17 protein-coding genes and 5 pseudogenes are annotated in these 21,356 nt (G+C 32.3%); 12 read left to right on the top strand and 10 right to left on the bottom strand.

Going from position 1 to position 21,356, the window contains the following annotated elements; genetic code table 11:
- Positions 1–139 (bottom strand): annotated as a pseudogene (locus KA894_RS13910) (protein rep); the annotation flags it as partial.
- Positions 140–152: 13 nt separating this feature from the next.
- The gene (locus tag KA894_RS13905) at positions 153–1,124 is read right to left on the bottom strand and encodes a replication initiator protein A (RefSeq protein ID WP_210134019.1); all 972 of its coding nucleotides are present in this window, start codon (positions 1,122–1,124) and stop codon (positions 153–155) included.
- Positions 1,125–1,542: 418 nt separating this feature from the next.
- On the opposite strand from KA894_RS13905, the gene KA894_RS13900 reads away from it, so the two are divergent.
- From KA894_RS13900 to KA894_RS13875, 6 genes are all read left to right on the top strand, one after another.
- Positions 1,543–2,277: a DUF536 domain-containing protein gene (locus tag KA894_RS13900; RefSeq protein WP_210134018.1), complete on the top strand. Its 735-nt coding sequence runs from the start codon at positions 1,543–1,545 to the stop codon at positions 2,275–2,277.
- 224 nt (positions 2,278–2,501) lie between these two features.
- Entirely contained in the window at positions 2,502–5,288 is a 2,787-nt protein-coding gene (locus KA894_RS13895) for a type I restriction endonuclease subunit R (RefSeq protein ID WP_210134017.1), read from the top strand.
- A gap of 97 nt (positions 5,289–5,385) precedes the next feature.
- A complete protein-coding gene (locus KA894_RS13890; protein WP_210134016.1) occupies positions 5,386–5,961 on the top strand; it encodes a restriction endonuclease subunit S in 576 nt (191 codons plus the stop codon).
- Complete coding sequence (locus tag KA894_RS13885; RefSeq protein WP_210134015.1) at positions 5,962–7,518, top strand: type I restriction-modification system subunit M; 1,557 nt, start codon at positions 5,962–5,964, stop codon at positions 7,516–7,518.
- A complete protein-coding gene (locus KA894_RS13880; protein WP_210134014.1) occupies positions 7,511–8,725 on the top strand; it encodes a restriction endonuclease subunit S in 1,215 nt (404 codons plus the stop codon). Before KA894_RS13885 ends, KA894_RS13880 begins: the two co-directional genes overlap by 8 nt.
- 57 nt (positions 8,726–8,782) lie before the next feature.
- Entirely contained in the window at positions 8,783–9,700 is a 918-nt protein-coding gene (locus KA894_RS13875) for a DUF5655 domain-containing protein (RefSeq protein ID WP_065339209.1), read from the top strand.
- Positions 9,701–9,807: 107 nt separating this feature from the next.
- Here the strand turns inward: KA894_RS13875 and KA894_RS13870 are convergent, their stop codons facing one another.
- From KA894_RS13870 to KA894_RS13850, 6 genes and pseudogenes are all read right to left on the bottom strand, one after another.
- A complete protein-coding gene (locus tag KA894_RS13870) occupies positions 9,808–12,726 on the bottom strand; it encodes a Tn3 family transposase (protein ID WP_001240982.1) in 2,919 nt (972 codons plus the stop codon).
- 3 nt (positions 12,727–12,729) lie between these two features.
- Positions 12,730–13,284 (bottom strand): recombinase family protein, encoded by a 555-nt coding sequence (locus tag KA894_RS13865; protein ID WP_000576156.1) that lies wholly within the window; start codon positions 13,282–13,284, stop codon positions 12,730–12,732.
- A gap of 354 nt (positions 13,285–13,638) precedes the next feature.
- Positions 13,639–14,376 (bottom strand): 23S rRNA (adenine(2058)-N(6))-methyltransferase Erm(B), encoded by a 738-nt coding sequence (erm(B), locus tag KA894_RS13860; RefSeq protein WP_002292226.1) that lies wholly within the window; start codon positions 14,374–14,376, stop codon positions 13,639–13,641.
- 124 nt (positions 14,377–14,500) lie between these two features.
- Positions 14,501–14,584 carry a 23S rRNA methyltransferase attenuation leader peptide gene (locus KA894_RS13855; protein WP_001814874.1) on the bottom strand — a complete coding sequence of 28 codons (84 nt, stop codon included), beginning with the start codon at positions 14,582–14,584 and terminating at the stop codon, positions 14,501–14,503.
- A 48-nt stretch (positions 14,585–14,632) separates the two neighbouring features.
- A pseudogene (locus KA894_RS14820) lies at positions 14,633–14,716 on the bottom strand (MLS leader peptide); the annotation flags it as partial.
- 247 nt (positions 14,717–14,963) lie between these two features.
- Positions 14,964–15,299, bottom strand: a complete 336-nt coding sequence (locus KA894_RS13850; protein WP_245337222.1) for a replication initiator protein A — start codon at positions 15,297–15,299, stop codon at positions 14,964–14,966.
- Between KA894_RS13850 and KA894_RS13845 the strand changes: the two are divergent.
- From KA894_RS13845 to KA894_RS13820, 6 genes and pseudogenes are all read left to right on the top strand, one after another.
- A pseudogene (locus tag KA894_RS13845) lies at positions 15,270–15,470 on the top strand (hypothetical protein); the annotation flags it as partial. The gene KA894_RS13850 and the pseudogene KA894_RS13845 sit on opposite strands and share 30 nt — an antisense overlap.
- Before the next feature lie 222 nt (positions 15,471–15,692).
- Positions 15,693–16,340, top strand: a pseudogene (locus tag KA894_RS13840) (conjugal transfer protein); the annotation flags it as partial.
- Between the two features lie 274 nt (positions 16,341–16,614).
- Positions 16,615–16,716, top strand: coding sequence for a hypothetical protein (locus KA894_RS13835; RefSeq protein WP_430977938.1), 102 nt, complete (start codon positions 16,615–16,617; stop codon positions 16,714–16,716).
- Positions 16,713–18,632: a tetracycline resistance ribosomal protection protein Tet(M) gene (tet(M), locus tag KA894_RS13830; protein ID WP_194378975.1), complete on the top strand. Its 1,920-nt coding sequence runs from the start codon at positions 16,713–16,715 to the stop codon at positions 18,630–18,632. The genes KA894_RS13835 and tet(M) overlap by 4 nt, the downstream gene beginning before the upstream one ends.
- Before the next feature lie 680 nt (positions 18,633–19,312).
- Positions 19,313–19,639, top strand: a complete 327-nt coding sequence (locus KA894_RS13825) for a hypothetical protein (RefSeq protein ID WP_194378976.1) — start codon at positions 19,313–19,315, stop codon at positions 19,637–19,639.
- A 40-nt stretch (positions 19,640–19,679) separates the two neighbouring features.
- Positions 19,680–20,093, top strand: coding sequence for a hypothetical protein (locus KA894_RS13820; RefSeq protein WP_210134012.1), 414 nt, complete (start codon positions 19,680–19,682; stop codon positions 20,091–20,093).
- Positions 20,094–20,470: 377 nt separating this feature from the next.
- On the opposite strand, the pseudogene KA894_RS13815 reads toward KA894_RS13820, so the two are convergent.
- Both KA894_RS13815 and KA894_RS13810 read right to left on the bottom strand, forming a co-directional pair.
- A pseudogene (locus tag KA894_RS13815) lies at positions 20,471–20,632 on the bottom strand (Mu transposase C-terminal domain-containing protein); the annotation flags it as partial.
- Positions 20,604–21,197, bottom strand: coding sequence for a recombinase family protein (locus KA894_RS13810; RefSeq protein ID WP_210134011.1), 594 nt, complete (start codon positions 21,195–21,197; stop codon positions 20,604–20,606). The gene KA894_RS13810 and the pseudogene KA894_RS13815, both read right to left, overlap by 29 nt.
- Positions 21,198–21,356 lie beyond the last annotated feature (159 nt).

The following is a 21,356-nucleotide window of genomic DNA, read 5'->3' as shown; positions in this document are numbered from 1 at the left end:
GCAATCCACCATAACTCAACATACGTTTTCGGTATAAACCTTTTTCCAAGTCATTCACGATTTCTTGATTTCTTTCATCATCATCAGTTAAAAAATCAGATGACTTAACCGAATATTTAGAGTTTTCTTTGATTGCTGTAAAATCATTTGAATTATTCGTTAAAGATATTGTACTTAGTCATGTTTTGACGGCGCAGATACAGTGCATGTATTTCTTCAAGTTCAGCTTTAATCGATTGCATCAAATAACCCTGCATAGCTTCAACCGTTTCATTTTTCTGTAGCAACATCGCTTTAAATCGTTTTAAGACACTGACAAGTTCGAACTCCACGTCTTCTAAACGGTAATATGTATCATGAGCATTATTAAATGATTTTTTTCCTTTAAGTAAAACACTTTTAATAATACGAATTTCTCTAATTTCAAAATTACTTAAGTAATCTTTGATTTGTTGTGGCAATTCTTCAAGCACTTGGAATTTTAAGGCATCATTATTAAATTCAGTTTGTTGATGATTTGTATGATTCGAATGAGCGTTTTCAGAAATATTGTTAGATGTATCATTCAAATCATTCGTATCATTGTTCTCAGTCTCTATATAATTAGTATTACTAAATTCAGTATCATTAGGGTCTAAGTTTTGGGATTCTGGAGTCCCATCATTTGGGATTCTGGAGTCCCATTGTTTGGGATTCTGGAGTCCCATTATTTGGGAGTCCTTGATATCACTCGATTCGTCATCGTTCGAAGTACTATTTTGTATTTCTTTTTCAATAGTTATATTCGTTTCTATTTCATGAAGATATAGTTTGTTCGGTCGATTAAACCCGGTTTTAACTTGTTCCAGTAAACCAACCTCTTGTAACTCTTTTTTTATTTTAGTTATTGTATTTTTACTTTTATCTAACACTTCTTGAAGATTTTCATTAGTAAAAATAAAGTATATATCTCCATTTTGATCTATCCAATTATTTTTAATAGATAAACTAACTCTATCATTAAGAATTGCATAGGTAACTTTAGCACTATCACTTAGCTTTTTATATTTTTCGTTGATAAATAAAACTTTATGTAGCATATAGAAATTTTGATTGGCTTGATTTTTTATATTTTTTCTAGGCATAATAAAAACCCCTTTCCTATTAAAGTTTTGGATAGAGGTAATAAAACATTACAAGAACACATAAATTTTCTGCTTGCACTTTGATGATATAGTTGTATATAATACAGATATCAAAAGATTTATAAACGTGCTGCAACGTTTTATCACCAAACCCCGACTATTACCAGTAGTTGGGGTTTTGTCATGTTAAGGTTATTATATCACTTTGAACAACCTTATAAAAGGGAAAATACAGACTTATCAAAGGTTTATAAACCCTTTATAAACCTTTGATAAAAACCATCAACCCTTTATGAACCTTTGATGAAACGATTGACGGGAACCGTGTTTTAATATTGTAATTACTTTATTACCAAGCTTTATGAGTTTATACTGTTTTATAAAGGGTTGATAAACATTTTATAAAAGGGTTGATGATATGAGAAGCGTGAAAGCTTTGAGTGAAGAATTAGAAGTTAGTAAGCAAACAATTTTTAATAATATTAAAAGATTGAATATAGAAACAATAAAACAGGAAAACACTTCGTTTATTAAAGAAGATAGCGACATAGAAAAAATAGTTCAAAGAGTAAATAAAAATAAGAAGAAATATGGATTTGAAAATGTTGCTGAAAGTAAACAAAAAAAAGACCCAGATAATATTGACGTTGAATCTAAAACTGATGCTCAAATAGTGGAGATTCTTAAAAACCAGATTGATACTTTGAATAATCAAATTGAAAAGCAAGAAAGTCGTCATGAAACAACAATTGAATTTTACAGAAAAGAGTTGCAAGAAAGGTCGAAATTGCTTGAAAATCAACAAGTATTAGCATTAGAAAGTAATAAAAAGATTAAAAAATTAGAAGATCAATTAGAGGAAGAAAGACGACTTAATTATTCTTTTGATACGTCTGTTAATGAGAGACAAAGTGTTAATGTACAAGAAGCAACATTTACTGGAGAGTCTAAAGATACTGATCAACAACAAGAATGGGAACAGCCTACAGAGGTGCAGCATAAAGATATACCTGAAGAGAAAGAGAATGAAAACCTCAATGAAGAACCATCCACAATAGACGATAAACAATTCGTAGAAATAGATAGTGAATACGAAGATAAGGAAGAAAAACCACCTAAAAAAGGTTTCTGGAGTCGGTTGTTTGGTAATTAACACAATAAAAAGCGCTACAAGCTCATGAACTTGTAGTGCTTTTTTATGCTAGAACTTCTGATAATCATCGATTATGTAAATGGTTGGTATAAGATAAATAATTATATATATATCATAAAATATAATAGCAATTATAGTGTTGAGCATCATTACTCATCATATATAAGCTTTCTTATATGTTATTATTTAGTTATATTAAAGATTGATAGGGTGGAGCGATTAAATTGGGATACCAAAGTGAATATGATTTAGAAGAAAATGTAGTTAAACAGCTACAAGATTTGGGGTATGAGCGTGTATCATTGCGTAACGAAACACAATTAAAAGAGAATTTCAGACGTATTTTAAATGAACGAAATGCAGATAAATTAGAGGGTACGCCTATATCAGATAGTGAGTTTAAACGTATCATGATTGATATCAGTGATAAAAGCGTATTTGAAAGTGCTCAAATATTAAGAGATAAATATGTACTAGAACGTGACGATGAAACAAAAGTTTATCTTAGCTTAATGAATATAAAAAAGTGGTGTCAAAATACATTTCAAGTCACAAATCAGGTGAGCGTGAATGATACACACAAAAGTCGTTATGATGTAACTGTTTTAATTAATGGATTACCTTTGGTTCAAATTGAACTTAAACGTAGTGGTGTTGCGATTACAGAAGCTTTTAATCAAATTGAACGCTATCGTCGTCAAAACTATACGGGGCTATTTAGATTCATACAAATGTTTGTAGTGAGTAATAAAATGGAAACGCGCTACTACGCGAATAGCGATCAAAAAATCATGAAAAGTCATATGTTTTATTGGAGCGATGAAAAAAATGATCGCATTAATGTGCTTAAAGATTTTATTGAATCCTTTTTAGAACCTTGCCATATTGCTAAAATGATTAGCCGTTATATGATTATTAATGAAACAGATAAAATATTAATGGCTTTAAGACCGTATCAAGTCTATGCTGTAGAGGCTTTGTTAAATCGAGCTATAGAAACAAATAACAATGGTTATATTTGGCATACAACAGGGAGTGGTAAAACCCTCACATCGTTTAAAGCAAGTCAAATCTTAGCGCAAGAACCAGATATTAAGAAAGTTATATTTTTAGTCGATCGTAAAGACCTAGATGGTCAAACTTTAGGGGAATTTAATAAGTTTGAGTCAGATTCTGTTGATAGGACATTCAATACTAAAAAGTTACTCAAACAAATGGATGATCCTACACGGAAACTAATTATTACGACGATTCAAAAAATGGATAATGCGATTAAATCAGGACATCCAGTAATGGAACGTTATAAAGAAGATAAAGTCGTTTTTATTATTGACGAATGCCATCGAACACAATTTGGTTCAATGCACCGTATCATCAGACAACATTTCGGAAACGCCCAATACTTTGGTTTTACGGGAACACCTAGATTTGAAGAGAATGCGAGTCAAGATGGGCGCGCGACTGCGGATATTTTTGGAGAATGTCTACACCATTATCTAATCAAAGATGCGATTAGAGATGGTAACGTGCTAGGTTTTTCTGTTGAATATATGAATACGTTTGACCGTAGTGAAAAAATTATCGAAGATGGTTATGTTAATAAAATTAATGAAGCTGAAATATGGATGGCAGACGAACGTGTTCAAAAAGTAGCAGAACATATTATTACGAATCATAATAAAAAAACACGTGATCAAATGTACACAGGTATGTTGACCGTTCAAAGTATTCCAATGGCAATTCAATATTATCGTGTTTTCCAAAAATTGAAGAAACAAGGTGTACATAATTTTAATGTCACGACAATATTCAGTTATCAAGATAATGAAGCCATAGAGGATACGATGGATGAACAAACAAGAAGAGATATATTAGAAGGTATCATTCAAACGTATAATGAGACCTTTGATAAAAATTTCTCAACGGATACGTTTGATGGTTACTTCAATGATGTATCAAACCGTGTCAAAAAAGGATTACCCGATCAAAAATTAGATATTCTTATCGTTGTCGATATGTTCTTAACAGGCTTTGATAGTAAAAAATTGAATACGTTATATGTTGATCGTAATTTACAGCATCATACGCTTATTCAAGCCTACTCACGTACCAATCGTGTGGAAGAGCCAACGAAACCCTATGGAAACATTGTTGCTTATAGAAACTTAAAAGAAAAAACGGATGAGGCTATTGAGCTTTTCTCTAAAACAGACAATACAGATACGGTATTGAGCTTATCGTTCCAAGCGTACTTAACGAAATTTAAACAGGCTCTGATTGAACTATTTGAATTAGCTGAAACACCTCAAGCCGTAGACCAATTAGAAAGAGAAGAAGATCAGCGTGACTTTGTTATTGCATATCGCGAGTTAGCCAAGCATATGCAAAAGTTAAAAACGTTTGATGAATTTGTATTTGATAAGGAAACGTTAGGTATTGATGAACAAACATATGAAGATTATAAAGGTAAATATTTAGATATCTATGATAAAGTGATGCGACCTGATAAAGAAACTGTAGAGGGAGAATCTATATTAGACAATATTGATTTTAATATTGAGATTTTACGAAATGATTTGATTAATGTTCAGTATATTTTAGATTTATTAAATCAAATTGATTTAAGTGATACAGAACAACAAGAAAAAGATATTAAAGAGATTCGTAAAGTGCTTGATAAAGCTGATGATGACCAATTGAGATTGAAATCCGATTTAATTCGAACATTCCTAGATAAAGTCGTACCGAACTTAAATGAAGGTGATTCAATTGATGATGCTTATTATAATTATGAATCTAAAGTGAAGGTCGGAGAGCTGGAACAATTTTCTGAGGAAACCGATTATCCGTTAGAATTATTGAAATCGTTAGTTAAGGAATTTGAATTTAGTGGTCATTTAAATAATAACTTAATTGAAGAAGGCGTTTCGGGCGGTCTTTTAATACGTACTAAAAAAATAAAGCGTGTTAAATCATTTATCAAAGATATGGTTAAAAAATATAGTGTTTAATGTAAGGCAAGTGTAGTTTTTTAAAACTACACTTGCTTTTATTTTAAAGTCATGCTATATTTGTTTTGTAGAAAAACATAACTACAGGAGGTTGGGTATGTTAAAAGATTATGTTAATTATCAAAGTGGCACATTAATACAGCGCTTAGAAGTTGATGAGAGCGACCTGGGGCATCGTTATATGGTATACGATCAAAATATGTTAGATATAGATTTAGGGTTAACCATAGATGATACATATCAACCTAGAGTCATCAAATTAAAAGATACATCAAGAGCAACCGTTGTACGTAAAGATGATATTGTCATAAGTATGATGACAGGTCAGTGTACCTTAGTGAGCGCAAGACACGACGGTTCAATTTTACCTTATAACTATACAAAAATAGAAGTTACTTCAGACTTATTGGAACCTGCTTTTTTAGTCTATTGGTTTCAACTAGCACCAGAGGTACAATCACAATATAAGCAATATATGCAAGGTGGCTCAACAATAAAAAAACTAACCCATCAACAGTTAAAATCTCTCTATATTACCTTACCTTCCATTGAACGACAACAGTTGATTGGGCAAATTGGTATTAAAGAAAAACAATTAAACATATTAAAACAAAGACAAAGTCGGTTAAAAAAGCAATTCTTATCCAACATTTTATTCAAGGAGGACAATTAAATGTCTATTACGGAAAAACAACGCCAACAACAAGCTGAATTACAAAAAAATCTATGGTCTATCGCTGATGACTTACGGGGCAATATGGATGCCAACGAGTTTAAAAACTATATCTTAGGTATGATTTTTTATCGTTTCTTAAGTGAAAAAATTGAAGAACAAGCACAAATACTCTTAGCTGAAGACAATATAGATTATGAAACGGCGATGGCAGATGAAGATTATAGACCCGTCTTAGAACAAGAATTTATTTCACGTATCGGTTATGTGATTGAACCCCAATATCTATTTAGTCACTTAGTTAAAAAAATTGAGAAACAAGTTTTTGAAATGGAAGACCTGAGTAATGCCATTAAAAACATAGAAAATTCTACACGGGGTCATGATAGTGAAGATGACTTTATTCACTTATTTGATGATTTAGACCTTAATTCTTCACGTTTGGGCAACTCTAATGCTGCACGTACAAAATTGATTTCAAAAGTAATGATGAAGATATCTACATTACCTTTTGTTCATAGTGATATGGAGATTGATATGTTAGGTGATGCTTATGAGTACTTAATTGGTCAATTCGCAGCAAGTTCAGGTAAAAAAGCTGGAGAATTCTATACACCGCAACAAGTTTCAACAATTTTAGCTAAAATTGTAACCGCCAATAAGAAAGATATTAAGAGCGTTTATGACCCTACATGTGGTTCAGGTTCATTACTCCTTCGTGTTGGGCGTGAAGCTAATGTACGTCAATATTATGGTCAAGAGTACAATAGTACAACGTATAACTTAGCTCGTATGAACATGTTGTTACATGATGTTAACTATGCGAATTTTAAGATTGAAAATGGAGATACGATAGAAGATCCGGCTATTTCAGACGAACGTTTTGAAGCTGTGGTTGCAAATCCACCTTATAGTGCGAAATGGAGTTCTGATCCACAATTCTTAGAAGATCCACGCTTTAGTAATTATGGTAAATTAGCACCTAAATCAAAAGCAGATTTTGCATTTATACAACATATGATTTATCACCTAGATGATAATGGGACAATGGCTGTCGTTTTACCACATGGTGTATTATTCCGTGGTGCAGCTGAAGGTGTCATTCGCGAATACTTAATTAAAGAGAAAAATTATTTAGACGCAATTATTGGATTACCGTCCAACTTATTCTTCGGTACATCGATACCAACAAGTATACTTGTCTTTAAAAAGTGTCGTGAAGATGATGAAAATGTGTTGTTTATTGATGCATCGCAATCATTTGAAAAAGGAAAAAATCAAAATCATTTAACAACCGAAGATGTTGAAAAAATCGTTGAAACATATAAAAACCGAGAAACAATAGATAAATATAGTTATGCGGCAAGTTTAGAAGAAATTGCAGAAAATGATTATAACCTTAATATTCCAAGATATGTCGATACATTTGAAGAAGAAGAACCTATTGATTTAGAACGAGTTCAAAAAGATTTAAATCAAATTGACGATGAAATTGTCGAAGTAGAACAAGAAATTAATAGTTACCTTAAAGAATTAGGAGTGTTAAAACATGACTAATGAAATTAAGAATGTACCTGAATTGAGGTTCCCAGAGTTTAAAGAAGGGTGGAGCAAATTAAAATTAGGAGAATTAGCAGAAATTGTTAGAGGTTCATCTCCGAGACCAATAAGCGACCCTAGATGGTTTGACATTAATTCTGATATAGGATGGCTTAGAATTTCAGATGTAACTGAACAAAACGGAAAAATTACAAAATTAGAACAAAAAATATCTAAAGATGGCCAAAAAAAGACTAGAGTTTTGCATAGTAAACATCTATTACTAAGTATTGCGGCATCTGTAGGTAAACCTGTTATTAATTATGTTAAAACTGGAGTACACGATGGTTTTTTAATTTTTCTTAAACCATTATTTGACATTGAGTTTATGTATCAATGGCTTGACGCGTATAGACCTAAATGGAAAAAATATGGGCAACCAGGCAGTCAAGTGAATTTAAATTCCGAATTAGTGAAGTCTCAAAAAATATATATGCCTCATTCTGTAGAACAAAAAAAAATCAGTGATTTTTTTAGCAAACTTGACCGTCAAATTGAATTAGAGGAACAAAAGTTAGCGAAATTAGAAGAACAGAAAAAGGGATATATGCAAAAGATTTTTTCTCAAGAGTTAAGATTTAGAGATGACAATGGAAATGATTATCCTAATTGGGAAAATGAAAAATTAGGTGATTTAATAAATGAAGTAAATGAAAGAACAACATCTAATAATCAATATGTGTTACTTTCTTCTACTAAAAATGGTTTATTATCTCAAGAAGAGTATTTCAAAAAGCAGATTGGTAGTAAAGATAGTACAGGATATAAAATTTTACGGTTGAACCAATTAGTATTAAGTCCTCAAAACTTATGGTTAGGAAATATTAATTTTAACCAACGTTTTGATATAGGTATAGTTTCACCGTCTTATAGAATATATAATTTAAGTCATCAATTTGATATTAATTTTGCAAAAGATTTATTAAAAACTCCTCGATATATTTATGAATATGCACAAGCTTCTGAACAAGGAGCAAGTATCGTTAGACGTAATTTAAATTTAGAGTTGTTTTATTCTATAAAAATTTCTCTACCAAGTATTGAGGAACAAAGAAAAATAGGAGTATTCTTAAATAAATTAGATAAGTTAATAAGAAAACAATACAATAAAATTGAGGTATTAAAACAACGAAAAAATGGTTTACTACAGAGAATGTTTATCTAATACTGATAAAGTCCTATTATGTTAACTATATGTTTTATTAAATAAAGGGGAGTATACATGGGAGATGTAAAATTATTTAAACTGAATAACGAAATAGCATATGAATTATATGGAGAATCAATGGCTATAGAAAAATCTCTTCAAACCGTAATAGAAAATAATTCTGAAAATCTATTGGGCATTTCGTTCCTCGCATCTGAGTATTCTACAGGTAAAAAACATGCTGGAAGAATCGATACCTTAGGTATTGATGAGAATTATTCTCCTGTTATTTTAGAATATAAAAGAGCAACAAATGAAAATGTAATTAATCAAGGCCTTTTTTATTTAGATTGGTTAATGGATCATAAAGCAGAATTTGAATTACTTGTGATGAAAAAGTTAAATACGAATTATGCTGACAAAATCGATTGGCAAACACCTAGATTATTATGTATAGCAGGCGGATTCACAAAATATGATGCACATGCCGTACAGCAAATAAATAGAAATATTGAATTATATAGATATAAACAATTTGAAGAAAACCTATTTATGTTAGATTTAGTAAACGCTTCAACTTTACATAAAGAAAAAACAATTATAAATAAAAAAACAAACCCTGATTTTGATAAGGATACTTCAATTATTTCCGAAAATATTAATAAAGCAAATCAGCAAATTAATGATTTATATAATGAAATATATAATTATCTTTTAGCTTTAAGTGACGATGTCCAAGTTAAAGAGTTAAAATTTTATATTGCATTTAAAAGAATTAAAAATTTCGCGTGTATAGAAGTATTACCTTTTCAAAATAAAATACTTCTTTATATAAAAGTTAATTTAGATTGCGTGAAATTAGAAAAAGGCTTCACTCGTGATGTAACTAATATTGGTCATTATGGAACTGGAAATTTATCTATTACTATAAAAGATAATAATGATTTTGAAAAAGCAAAACCTTATATCTTAGAAAGCTATAATAATAATTAATTACTAAAAACCTTCATTAGTGAAACAGGTATTAGGGGTCCCGAGCGCTTAGTGGGAATTTGTATCGATAAGGGGTACAAATTCCCACTAAACCAATGTTTCAAGGCCTATTTATTTTTTATATTCAATTCTCTTAAGTGTTTAGGAATAGATAACAAGTCAAATTTATACTCTCCAAGAAAAGTGATATGCTCCCAATTAATAGGAGATACATGCTTCATATACTTAGTTACTTCGGGATCTATTTTGACGAGATAATTATAAGCTGCTTGTAAGTAGACGGCGTTCCATATACTTATTGCATTTATTAACACATTAAGCGCACTAGCACTTTGAAGTTGTCGGCGAATATCGCGCTCCATAAATTTTCCGCGTCGCCCAAAAAATAGTTCTCTAGCTAAAGCATTAATCGCTTCTGTCTTATTTAGTCCATGAGTGATCCTTCGCCGTAGCTCACTATCTGTAATATAATCTATCATAAAAATGCTCTTTTCAATGCGACCTAGTTCTCTCAGTGCAAGAGCTACTCTATTCTTACGTGCGTATGAGCCTAGCTTTCCTAATAGTAAAGAACTAGATACTTTTCCTGTTTGAATCGAATAGGCGATTCGTTTAATTTCATCATAGTTTTCTTCAATAATTTTTACATTGATTTTTCCGCTTATATCTTCTGATAAGTTAGGGTAGTAGGAAGGTGATTTGATAGAAAATAATTGTGATTTTTTTATATTTCTGATGCGAGGTTCAAAATCAAAGCCTAGTAATGCGGTCATTCCAAACACCTGATCAGAATACCCATTTGTATCAGTAAAATGTTCCTCAATATCTAGATCTGTTTCATGATAAAGTAGGCCATCAAGGGTATGAGTAGCTTCCCTTGTATTAGTTGAAGCAACCTCGATATGATGAGTCGTATGCCTATCATTTATTGATCGAATCATTGTAGCTCCTTTTTCCATACTTTTGTAATGTGGATTAACATCGGATTTTAGAGCTGAGACGCCCACTGGGACGCGCATTCCGTCTGAAGCAGTGGTTTTTCCTTCACCCCAAAAGTCTGCAACAGGAAGCTTTAACTGATAATTAACCAAAACAGATTGAGCACGAGTCAGAGCTTCTTTATAAAAGCGCCATTGTTTGGCATTGGCTAACTGAGAATAAGAAATTCCAGGAGTTGATTGGGCCATTTTTTCAAGACCAATATTCATCCCTAAACCCAGCAAAGCAGCAAAAATAATTTTTCTTTCTTGTTCACTCGGCGGTTTCCCTGTAGAATCATGACTAAATTCTTGTGAAAAGTTGGTCCAACTGTCCACCTCAATTAAAAGATCACTAAGCCTTATCTTAGGAATTATTGAATAAAGTTTTTTTCTATATATTTCTGCTTCGCTAGGTGTAACTTTTTCCAACTTTTTAAGGTTTGCTCTTGAAATTCTCTTATCAACTGTCGAATAAAATTGAAGCTGTAAATCTAAAATTATTTCCCGATCCTTTAAATAGTCCTCAAACGTGTCTGGAATAGTTTCTGAATCAATACAAGCAGATAAATCAACTAAGTAATCATCAATATTTCGATGGATCATACTTCCTTCAACTGAAATATCTCCTGATCGAATATTGTTCTTTAGCTCGGTGAAAGCTACTAACTCATAGTAAGACCGATCTATTTTCCCCTCTTCTGGCCGAACAAGGCTTTTCCATTTTTTACTCACAAAATCAGTAGAAGTATCTGCCGGTATTTTTCTTTTACCACTATTGTGTAAATCAGTTAGTTGAGTTAGGGCCATGAGGACTGGATTTGCTGCCGGAGTTGCTTTGAACGAAAGGGTCCTCAATAACATTGGCGTGTATCTTCGGAGGTAATTAGCTTTATTTCGAACCATTTCTAAATAGCCATGATTTTTATTACCTGTAATTTTTTTAGCTTCTTCTCCATCTTGTACTAAATCTTCCCAAGGCATGATTCGTTCAATTTCGTCAAAAGGATTACTATCATTATCTTTTGCAAAGTGAAGAGCATCAATTAAAGAAGCATAATGTTCCAATTTTTTAGTAGCCAATTTTCCTTTTTCTTTTAACTGTTCTTGTGAATCACGTGTCCCTTTGCGTTTAATACTTGCTAAAATGCGGTCATTAATCTCAATCAGTTGATCGATCAGATATTGATGATGATTGACTAAAAAAGCAATAAGTAAAGAGTATCTTTTTTCAAGCTCAAAACGGGAGAAGTCATATGCATCATAATTTTCCCCTAGTCTAGCTAGCTGAAGAAACCTGTTCCGATTAATATGGGAGACATTAATTGTCCCGAGTCCCATGGAAGCAATCACTTCCACTTTTTTACAAATACTCATAAAGCTTTCTGGATTTGCCTTACCTGGAATGTCTTTTAGCCAAGCGAGTTTAGTTATTTTCGTCTCTTCATAAATTTGAAACAAACTCTCTAGTTTTTCAATTTGTATATCTGTTAATGAACAGAGCAATATTGAAAATAAGTTGTTTTCTGCTTTATCTCGACAGCGGCTTATAATGTCTTCAAGTGTAGCTATAGATGGAAAAATAATTCTTTTTCGAGTTAAGAAATCAATTGTTTTTTTCATTAGATAGATAGAGTCATCATTTTCTAAAGCTAGTTCAATTAAATATTCTATTAACTGTTTTTGTGTATTAGCACTACCGAATCGATGATAGTTGAATACTTCTAAGATCTCGTTGAAGTGATTTGCACGTGTATTTCTATGATCATATGAATTTAAATCAATTGCATCAAGATGGAGCTGTCGACTCACATAAGAAGTTAGTCTGGTTGATTTAATCGGCCAATTACTTAAAGAACACCCAGGATACCGGGCCAAACAAAGTTGTATCGCAAATCCTAGTTTATTGACCTTTCCACGGTGTTGATTAATAACCTCCAGATCATAATCAGAAAAACTAAAATACGCTTTAAAATCCTCTTCTGATAAGTGGTCTACAGAAAGAAGTTGTTCACGCTGTGAAGTAGTTAAAATTCTTTTCATAGCCATATCTTAAGCATTCCTTTTATTGAGGTAACGGTAAAAGGTTGTTTTGCTTAATTTAGAGGCATCAAGAATTTGACGAATAGAATACTCTTTGCTGTCATACATTTTTAAAGCTAAATCAATTGATAGCTTACCTTTACTTGGACGGCCCCCTTTTTTTCCTCGGACTCTGGCTGCCTTAAGACCAGAGTTAGTTCGTTCAATAATAATATCCCGTTCAAGTTCTGCTAAACTAGCCATAACTCGGAAAAAGAATCTTCCCATAGACGTTGAAGTATCTACGTTATCTTGAATAGATATAAAATTGACACTAAGTTCTTCAAATAATTCAGAAAGTTCAATCAAATGTTTAGTTGATCGTGAAATTCGATCTAACTTGTAAATGACAACAGAATCTCCTTCACGTAGTAGGTTGATCATTTCTTCTAATTGCGGTCGGTCTTTTTTCGCACCAGTTACTTTTTCTTGAAATAATTTATCAATTCCATAATGAGTAAGTGCATCAATTTGTAAACTAAGATTTTGATCATCCGTACTCACTCGAGCATAGCCAAAAATCATAAAAAAACCTCCTTAATTTTATAATTTAAATGTACCATAACTCATTAAGTATAACTATATAGGAACTATGAAAAAGGAACGGATTTTGGTACTTGATTTACTTAAAAAACATTTAGAAAAAGCAGGAAAATGAAATGGTACCATAAACGGTCGTTTATGGTACCATTCAAATTTATCCTTATTGTACAAAATAACAGCGAAATTTTTAAATCTATTCCTTATCGATACAAATTCCCCGTAGGCGCTAGGGACCTCTTTAGCTCCTTGGAAGCTGTCAGTAGTATACCTAATAATTTATCTACATTCCCTTTAGTAACGTGTAACTTTCCAAATTTACAAAAGCGACTCATAGAATTATTTCCTCCCGTTAAATAATAGATAACTATTAAAAATAGACAATACTTGCTCATAAGTAACGGTACTTAAATTGTTTACTTTGGCGTGTTTCATTGCTTGATGAAACTGATTTTTAGTAAACAGTTGACGATATTCTCGATTGACCCATTTTGAAACAAAGTACGTATATAGCTTCCAATATTTATCTGGAACATCTGTGGTATGGCGGGTAAGTTTTATTAAGACACTGTTTACTTTTGGTTTAGGATGAAAGCATTCCGCTGGCAGCTTAAGCAATTGCTGAATCGAGACTTGAGTGTGCAAGAGCAACCCTAGTGTTCGGTGAATATCCAAGGTACGCTTGTAGAATCCTTCTTCAACAATCAGATAGATGTCAGACGCATGGCTTTCAAAAACCACTTTTTTAATAATTTGTGTGCTTAAATGGTAAGGAATACTCCCAACAATTTTATACCTCTGTTTGTTAGGGAATTGAAACTGTAGAATATCTTGGTGAATTAAAGTGACACGAGTATTCAGTTTTAATTTTTCTGACGATAAGTTGAATAGATGACTGTCTAATTCAATAGACGTTACCTGTTTACTTATTTTAGCCAGTTTCGTCGTTAAATGCCCTTTACCTGTTCCAATTTCGTAAACGGTATCGGTTTCTTTTAAATTCAATTGTTTTATTATTTGGTTGAGTACTTTTTCACTCGTTAAAAAGTTTTGAGAATATTTTATATTTTTGTTCATGTAATCACTCCTGAAGTGATTACATCTGTAAATAAATACAGAAGTTAAACGATTTGTTTGTAATTTTAGTTATCTGTTTAAAAAGTCATAAGATTAGTCACTGGTAGGAATTAATCTAACGTATTTATTTATCTGCGTAATCACTGTTTTTAGTCTGTTTCAAAACAGTAGATGTTTTATCTACATTACGCATTTGGAATACCAACATGACGAATCCCTCCTTCTTAATTACAAATTTTTAGCATCTAATTTAACTTCAATTCCTATTATACAAAATTTTAAGATAATGCACTATCAACACACTCTTAAGTTTGCTTCTAAGTCTTATTTCCATAACTTTAGGGTTAACCATACGCAAGACCAATCACTCTCGGACAATACTCATGATTTTAATGATAAAATCCATGTTAAACCCATAGATAAGAAATACACCTGCAATAACCGTTACCTGTTTGTGCCAATTTAAAAATGCACCACTTTTTTATAATTAAAACGGTTGAAAACTGTACCACTAATAACTCACAATAGAGAGATGTCACCGTCAAGTTAAATGTACAAAATAACAGCGAAATTTTTAAATCTATTTCTTATCGATACAAATTTCTCGTAGGCGCTCGGGACCCCTTGGGTAGATTTTTCATTTTTTTTGGATCGAACGCCTGCTTAACTTGGAATAAAAGTCCTGCTTCTTCAAGCTCTTTTTTAATCTTAGATATTTTAGTGTTTCCCCACCCAAATAAATCGTTAAGCTCTTGATTAGTAAAAATAAAGTACACTCTATCTTCATCATCTATCCAATTATTTTGCAATGAATATTCCAAACGATCACGCAAAACCACATAACCTAATTTGGCACTGTCACTTAGTTTTTTATATTTTTCGCCATATAATAATACCTGAATAATTTGATTGAACAAGACCATCGTCCAGTAAAGAGACGCAATAAATTCTATCGAAGTTTACGCACTGCCTCACCCACGATTAAAGGCATGGAAGCCATCCGAGGATTATATAAGAAAACCCGAAAAGAAGGCACTCTCTTCGGGTTTTCGGTCTGTACTGAAATCAAGGTATTATTGGGAATCCCAGCTTAAATTATAGATACCGTAAGGGATTTTATTCTTTATTTAAAACTTTGCAACAGAACCGTCCAAATCTTGTTTTTGGGCTAGTGCAGCGATAATTTCTGTGGTAAGTTCATTCATGGGGAATGCCTCCTGTGATGTTTTCTGTGGTTACTAAATATCATAAGGGAAGGCATTCCCTATTTCTATACAATTTAGAAATCTTTTGTGCGTTTACACAAGATATTTTACGCTCTCCAATCCCAAGAAGCCATTGATAAACGAAATGAGAAATTGACCCATTATTTGACGGAAGAATTGCAGGTATTAAATGAAGAAATGATTCGTAAGGATATTCCTACTAGTTCTAGTGTGAACGATATACAGGTGTGGCAGGTTTCTCAAGTGAATGAGAACACCTTTGAGGTACTGTTTTCTGTTGAACAAGTTATTACCGAAGACAAAGACAAGGAAACTATATCGTCTAGCTTTCATGTGGTTGTCCATATAGATGAATCAGATAATATGGTTATTATCAAAAATCCGACAATGAGTAAGAAACCTCAAAAATCGGACTACCAACCCAAACAGCTAGAAAGTGACCATACAGTAGATACAGAAACGATGGACGAAATCATTAGCTTTTTAGAAACGTTCTTCCAGCTCTATCCTACCGCCACAGAAAAAGAATTGACTTACTATGTAAGTAATCATGTGTTACCTATGATTAACAAGGAATATGTTTTCGAGGAATTGGTGAATCCTATCTTTACCAGAAAAGATAACCAAGTAATCGTGAATGTCGCTGTGAAATATTTAGATCAAGAAACAAAGGCAACCCAAATCTCGCAATTTGAGTTGATATTAGAAAAACAAGATAATTGGAAGATTGTAAAATAACAAATATTGGTACATGATTACAGATACTTTGTAATCATGTACTCTTTTTGATAAAAAATTGGAGATTCCTTTACAAATATGCTCTTACGTGCTATTATTTAAGTGACTATTTAAAAGGAGTTAATAAATATGCGGCAAGGTATTCTTAAATAAACTGTAAATTTGATAGCGGGAACAAATAATTAGATGTCCTTTTTTAGGAGGGCTTAGTTTTTTGTACCCAGTTTAAGAATACCTTTATCATGTGATTCTAAAGTATCCAGAGAATATCTGTATGCTTTGTATACCTATGGTTATGCATAAAAATCCCAGTGATAANNTTATCACTGGGATTTTTATGCCCTTTTGGGTTTTTGAATGGAGGAAAATCACATGAAAATTATTAATATTGGAGTTTTAGCTCATGTTGATGCAGGAAAAACTACCTTAACAGAAAGCTTATTATATAACAGTGGAGCGATTACAGAATTAGGAAGCGTGGACAAAGGTACAACGAGGACGGATAATACGCTTTTAGAACTTCAGAGAGGAATTACAATTCAGACAGGAATAACCTCTTTTCAGTGGGAAAATACGAAGGTGAACATCATAGACACGCCAGGACATATGGATTTCTTAGCAGAAGTATATCGTTCATTATCAGTTTTAGATGGGGCAATTCTACTGATTTCTGCAAAAGATGGCGTACAAGCACAAACTCGTATATTATTTCATGCACTTAGGAAAATGGGGATTCCCACAATCTTTTTTATCAATAAGATTGACCAAAATGGAATTGATTTATCAACGGTTTATCAGGATATTAAAGAGAAACTTTCTGCCGAAATTGTAATCAAACAGAAGGTAGAACTGTATCCTAATATGTGTGTGACGAACTTTACCGAATCTGAACAATGGGATACGGTAATAGAGGGAAACGATGACCTTTTAGAGAAATATATGTCCGGTAAATCATTAGAAGCATTGGAACTCGAACAAGAGGAAAGCATAAGATTTCATAATTGTTCCCTGTTCCCTGTTTATCACGGAAGTGCAAAAAACAATATAGGGATTGATAACCTTATAGAAGTGATTACGAATAAATTTTATTCATCAACACATCGAGGTCCGTCTGAACTTTGCGGAAATGTTTTCAAAATTGAATATACAAAAAAAAGACAACGTCTTGCATATATACGCCTTTATAGTGGAGTACTACATTTACGAGATTCGGTTAGAGTATCAGAAAAAGAAAAAATAAAAGTTACAGAAATGTATACTTCAATAAATGGTGAATTATGTAAGATTGATAGAGCTTATTCTGGAGAAATTGTTATTTTGCAAAATGAGTTTTTGAAGTTAAATAGTGTTCTTGGAGATACAAAACTATTGCCACAGAGAAAAAAGATTGAAAATCCGCACCCTCTACTACAAACAACTGTTGAACCGAGTAAACCTGAACAGAGAGAAATGTTGCTTGATGCCCTTTTGGAAATCTCAGATAGTGATCCGCTTCTACGATATTACGTGGATTCTACGACACATGAAATTATACTTTCTTTCTTAGGGAAAGTACAAATGGAAGTGATTAGTGCACTGTTGCAAGAAAAGTATCATGTGGAGATAGAACTAAAAGAGCCTACAGTCATTTATATGGAGAGACCGTTAAAAAATGCAGAATATACCATTCACATCGAAGTGCCGCCAAATCCTTTCTGGGCTTCCATTGGTTTATCTGTATCACCGCTTCCGTTGGGAAGTGGAATGCAGTATGAGAGCTCGGTTTCTCTTGGATACTTAAATCAATCATTTCAAAATGCAGTTATGGAAGGGATACGCTATGGTTGCGAACAAGGATTATATGGTTGGAATGTGACGGATTGTAAAATCTGTTTTAAGTATGGCTTATACTATAGCCCTGTTAGTACCCCAGCAGATTTTCGGATGCTTGCTCCTATTGTATTGGAACAAGTCTTAAAAAAAGCTGGAACAGAATTGTTAGAGCCATATCTTAGTTTTAAAATTTATGCGCCACAGGAATATCTTTCACGAGCATACAACGATGCTCCTAAATATTGTGCGAACATCGTAGACACTCAATTGAAAAATAATGAGGTCATTCTTAGTGGAGAAATCCCTGCTCGGTGTATTCAAGAATATCGTAGTGATTTAACTTTCTTTACAAATGGACGTAGTGTTTGTTTAACAGAGTTAAAAGGGTACCATGTTACTACCGGTGAACCTGTTTGCCAGCCCCGTCGTCCAAATAGTCGGATAGATAAAGTAAGATATATGTTCAATAAAATAACTTAGTGCGTTTTATGTTGTTATATAAATATGGTTTCTTATTAAATAAGATGAAATATTGGGAATAATGTCAATACTTTGGAGTGGTTTTTAGATAGCCCCGCGAGGGGCCGGAGCTACCCCGAAAGTTTAATCAAAAAGAATAAACGAGGTCCAGGCAATCATCGCCCGGACCTCGTTTGTTTTCTATAATTTATTTTCGGATTCAATCATGTGAGAATCATAGTTGTCAATTTTCCACTGTAAATAATCACGGGCATCAACAATTTCTTTTACCTTTTTTTTCGTTAAGCGTATTAATTGCTTCGCCTAGAATGTCTTTACAGGCTGGAATGGTAGTCGGGTCGTCTTCGAACACGGCGCTGATGTCAAGATTATGGACAGGCTTTTTTGGCACCGAGAGGTACCGCACTCCGAAAATTTTTCAAAACCCGGATTTCAGCTTAAAACGGCGTGATTTCTGGGTGTTTTTGTAGGTGGAACAGGGCCGAGCCCTACCGGTGAGAGAAAACAGGTGGTATAGATTGTGAACCAGCCGGATTTCACAAGTTGTATCGTGCAACAAATAAGCCTTCACAAGGCGAATTTTTGAAATTCACAAGTGACGGCTTATAAACGGCGTCGTACCGGCTAGTGCCGATAACCGGCATTATGTAAACAAAACAGAAAACTAAGGGGAGTATAATATGAATACGTTGAACACAGTATTACTGCTAATAGGTTTATTTATTTTGATACCTTCAATGATGTATTTATCTATATATCATATGGTTAATGCGATTGTTTTATATCAAAAAAACAAAAGCAAAATCAGTATTGGTACAAATATAGTAGGTGTAAAAGAAATTAAATATAATGTGCCTAAAAGTCTATTACGACTACAAACAAAGTTAAAAGAAAATAAGGTTTTTGCAAACATGGGACTTACTTTTGGATTTCTTATGATTGCTATTCCTATATTATATATATGGTTTGAATATTTAAAAAGTTTTATACCGACGTTAATAAAGTAAATTTAGAAGATAAATAAAAGAAAAAGTAAAGAGATAGATAATGATGAAATTGTCCGATAACCTAAAAAACATGGAGAAGTTTCTGGATTTATTAAAGGAATTAACAAGAGTAGAGTTCACTAATCTATGCGAAAATAGTTCTAAAACACATAATGAAATTTTATATAAAGCTTTTCAAAGGACAAATTCATTCAAAAAAATAAGACGTTTATCTAAGAAATATGAATTATTTGTACCTCATGAAACATATAGATCTACTTTGATACCATTTGTGTTTAAAAAAGTGCTTAGTAATCCCGATATAGATTCATACAAACACGCAATAAGATATTTAGAAGCATATAATAAGGTGATGAATCATATTCATGATGAGTTATCTGCAACGGAAGTAAAGTCATGTTTTGATAACTATACGTACGAATTTTTTAAAAATAATTTAACAAACAACCATTAGAAATTCAATTAAATTATTACTATTGATATAACTTATCACAAAGATTAAAAGGTGGTTATTAGTATGGAAACATTTGTGCAAAATTTAAATGAATTGCAAAATGTAAACTTGAAATATTAATAAGGAGTTGTTTTTATGTTAGAACAGGTTTTAAAAACAATGGGTATTACAGATTTTATGTATTTTCTTCCTATACTTGCTTCAATATGTTACAACATTATTTTTTTTATGGTATTAGTTAAACGATTTAAAAATATTAAACATCACACTACTAAGTGGTACATTATGTGTCACTTTACTTGATATATGAGAATGACTTCACCTAATAAATGAGAAAAGCAACGCACTATATTAAAATGCGTTGCTTTTTCTATTATCGAATACCTATAAAGGGTGCTTAACGCAATCCCTTTACTTTTAGAAATACTTGATAAAGATTGTTCGCCTAGGATAAAAGGTTTTATAATATTGTACTTTTGAGTAGCTTTTTTACGTTTGGCTTCAGAAAAATTAGTTAGATACTTCTCCTTGTTTTTCATCTTCCTTGTCCTCCAATTTATTGAGGTAACGATAAATTGTTGTACGTGAAACATGCCACTGTTCTGCAATTGTCTTAATTGGCGTGCCATTATCATAAAGTGTCTTAAGTAAGTTTAAATCTTTTTGATTTAATTTTTCTGGTCTGCCTCCATATCGGCCTCTAGCACGTGCTGCAATTCGGCCAGCTGAAGAACGCTCTAAAATTAAATTACGTTCAAATTCTGCAAATGCTGCGAATAAATGAAATAATAATTGCCCTGTAGAACTTGATTTATCCATCGTTATATTTTCTTCTAAACTATGGAAACTTACACCTCGTTCGTTAAGCTCATTAACTAATGTGATTAAATCTTCCATATTACGTCCTAGTCTATCTAATCTCCAAACAACAATCGTATCTCCTGACCTCGCAAATTCAATGGCTTTATCTAAACCAGGTCTTTTACTTTTTGAACCACTCATATGGTCGTTAAATATCTTTTCACAACCATATGCATTTAATCGATCCTCCTGTAAATTTAAATTTTGTAATCCAGTTGAAACTCTTGCATAACCTATTTTCAAAATACAAACCCCCTATATACACCTTCAGTGTACCATAACTTAATTACAAGGTCTTTTGTGAACATAGATTTTTTGTTGGGTTTATGAACACATAATCCTATGTAATTCTTACTTATTTAGACATAAAAGAAGAGTGTACAGAAAATGGTTATTTTCTGT

Origin of the sequence: Staphylococcus sp. GDY8P131P (genome assembly GCF_017891975.1) — a bacterium.
Classification (GTDB): Bacteria; Bacillota; Bacilli; order Staphylococcales; family Staphylococcaceae; genus Staphylococcus; species Staphylococcus nepalensis.
Note: the sequence above shows the minus strand (reverse complement) of the source record. Positions and strands in the feature narration are given on the sequence as shown.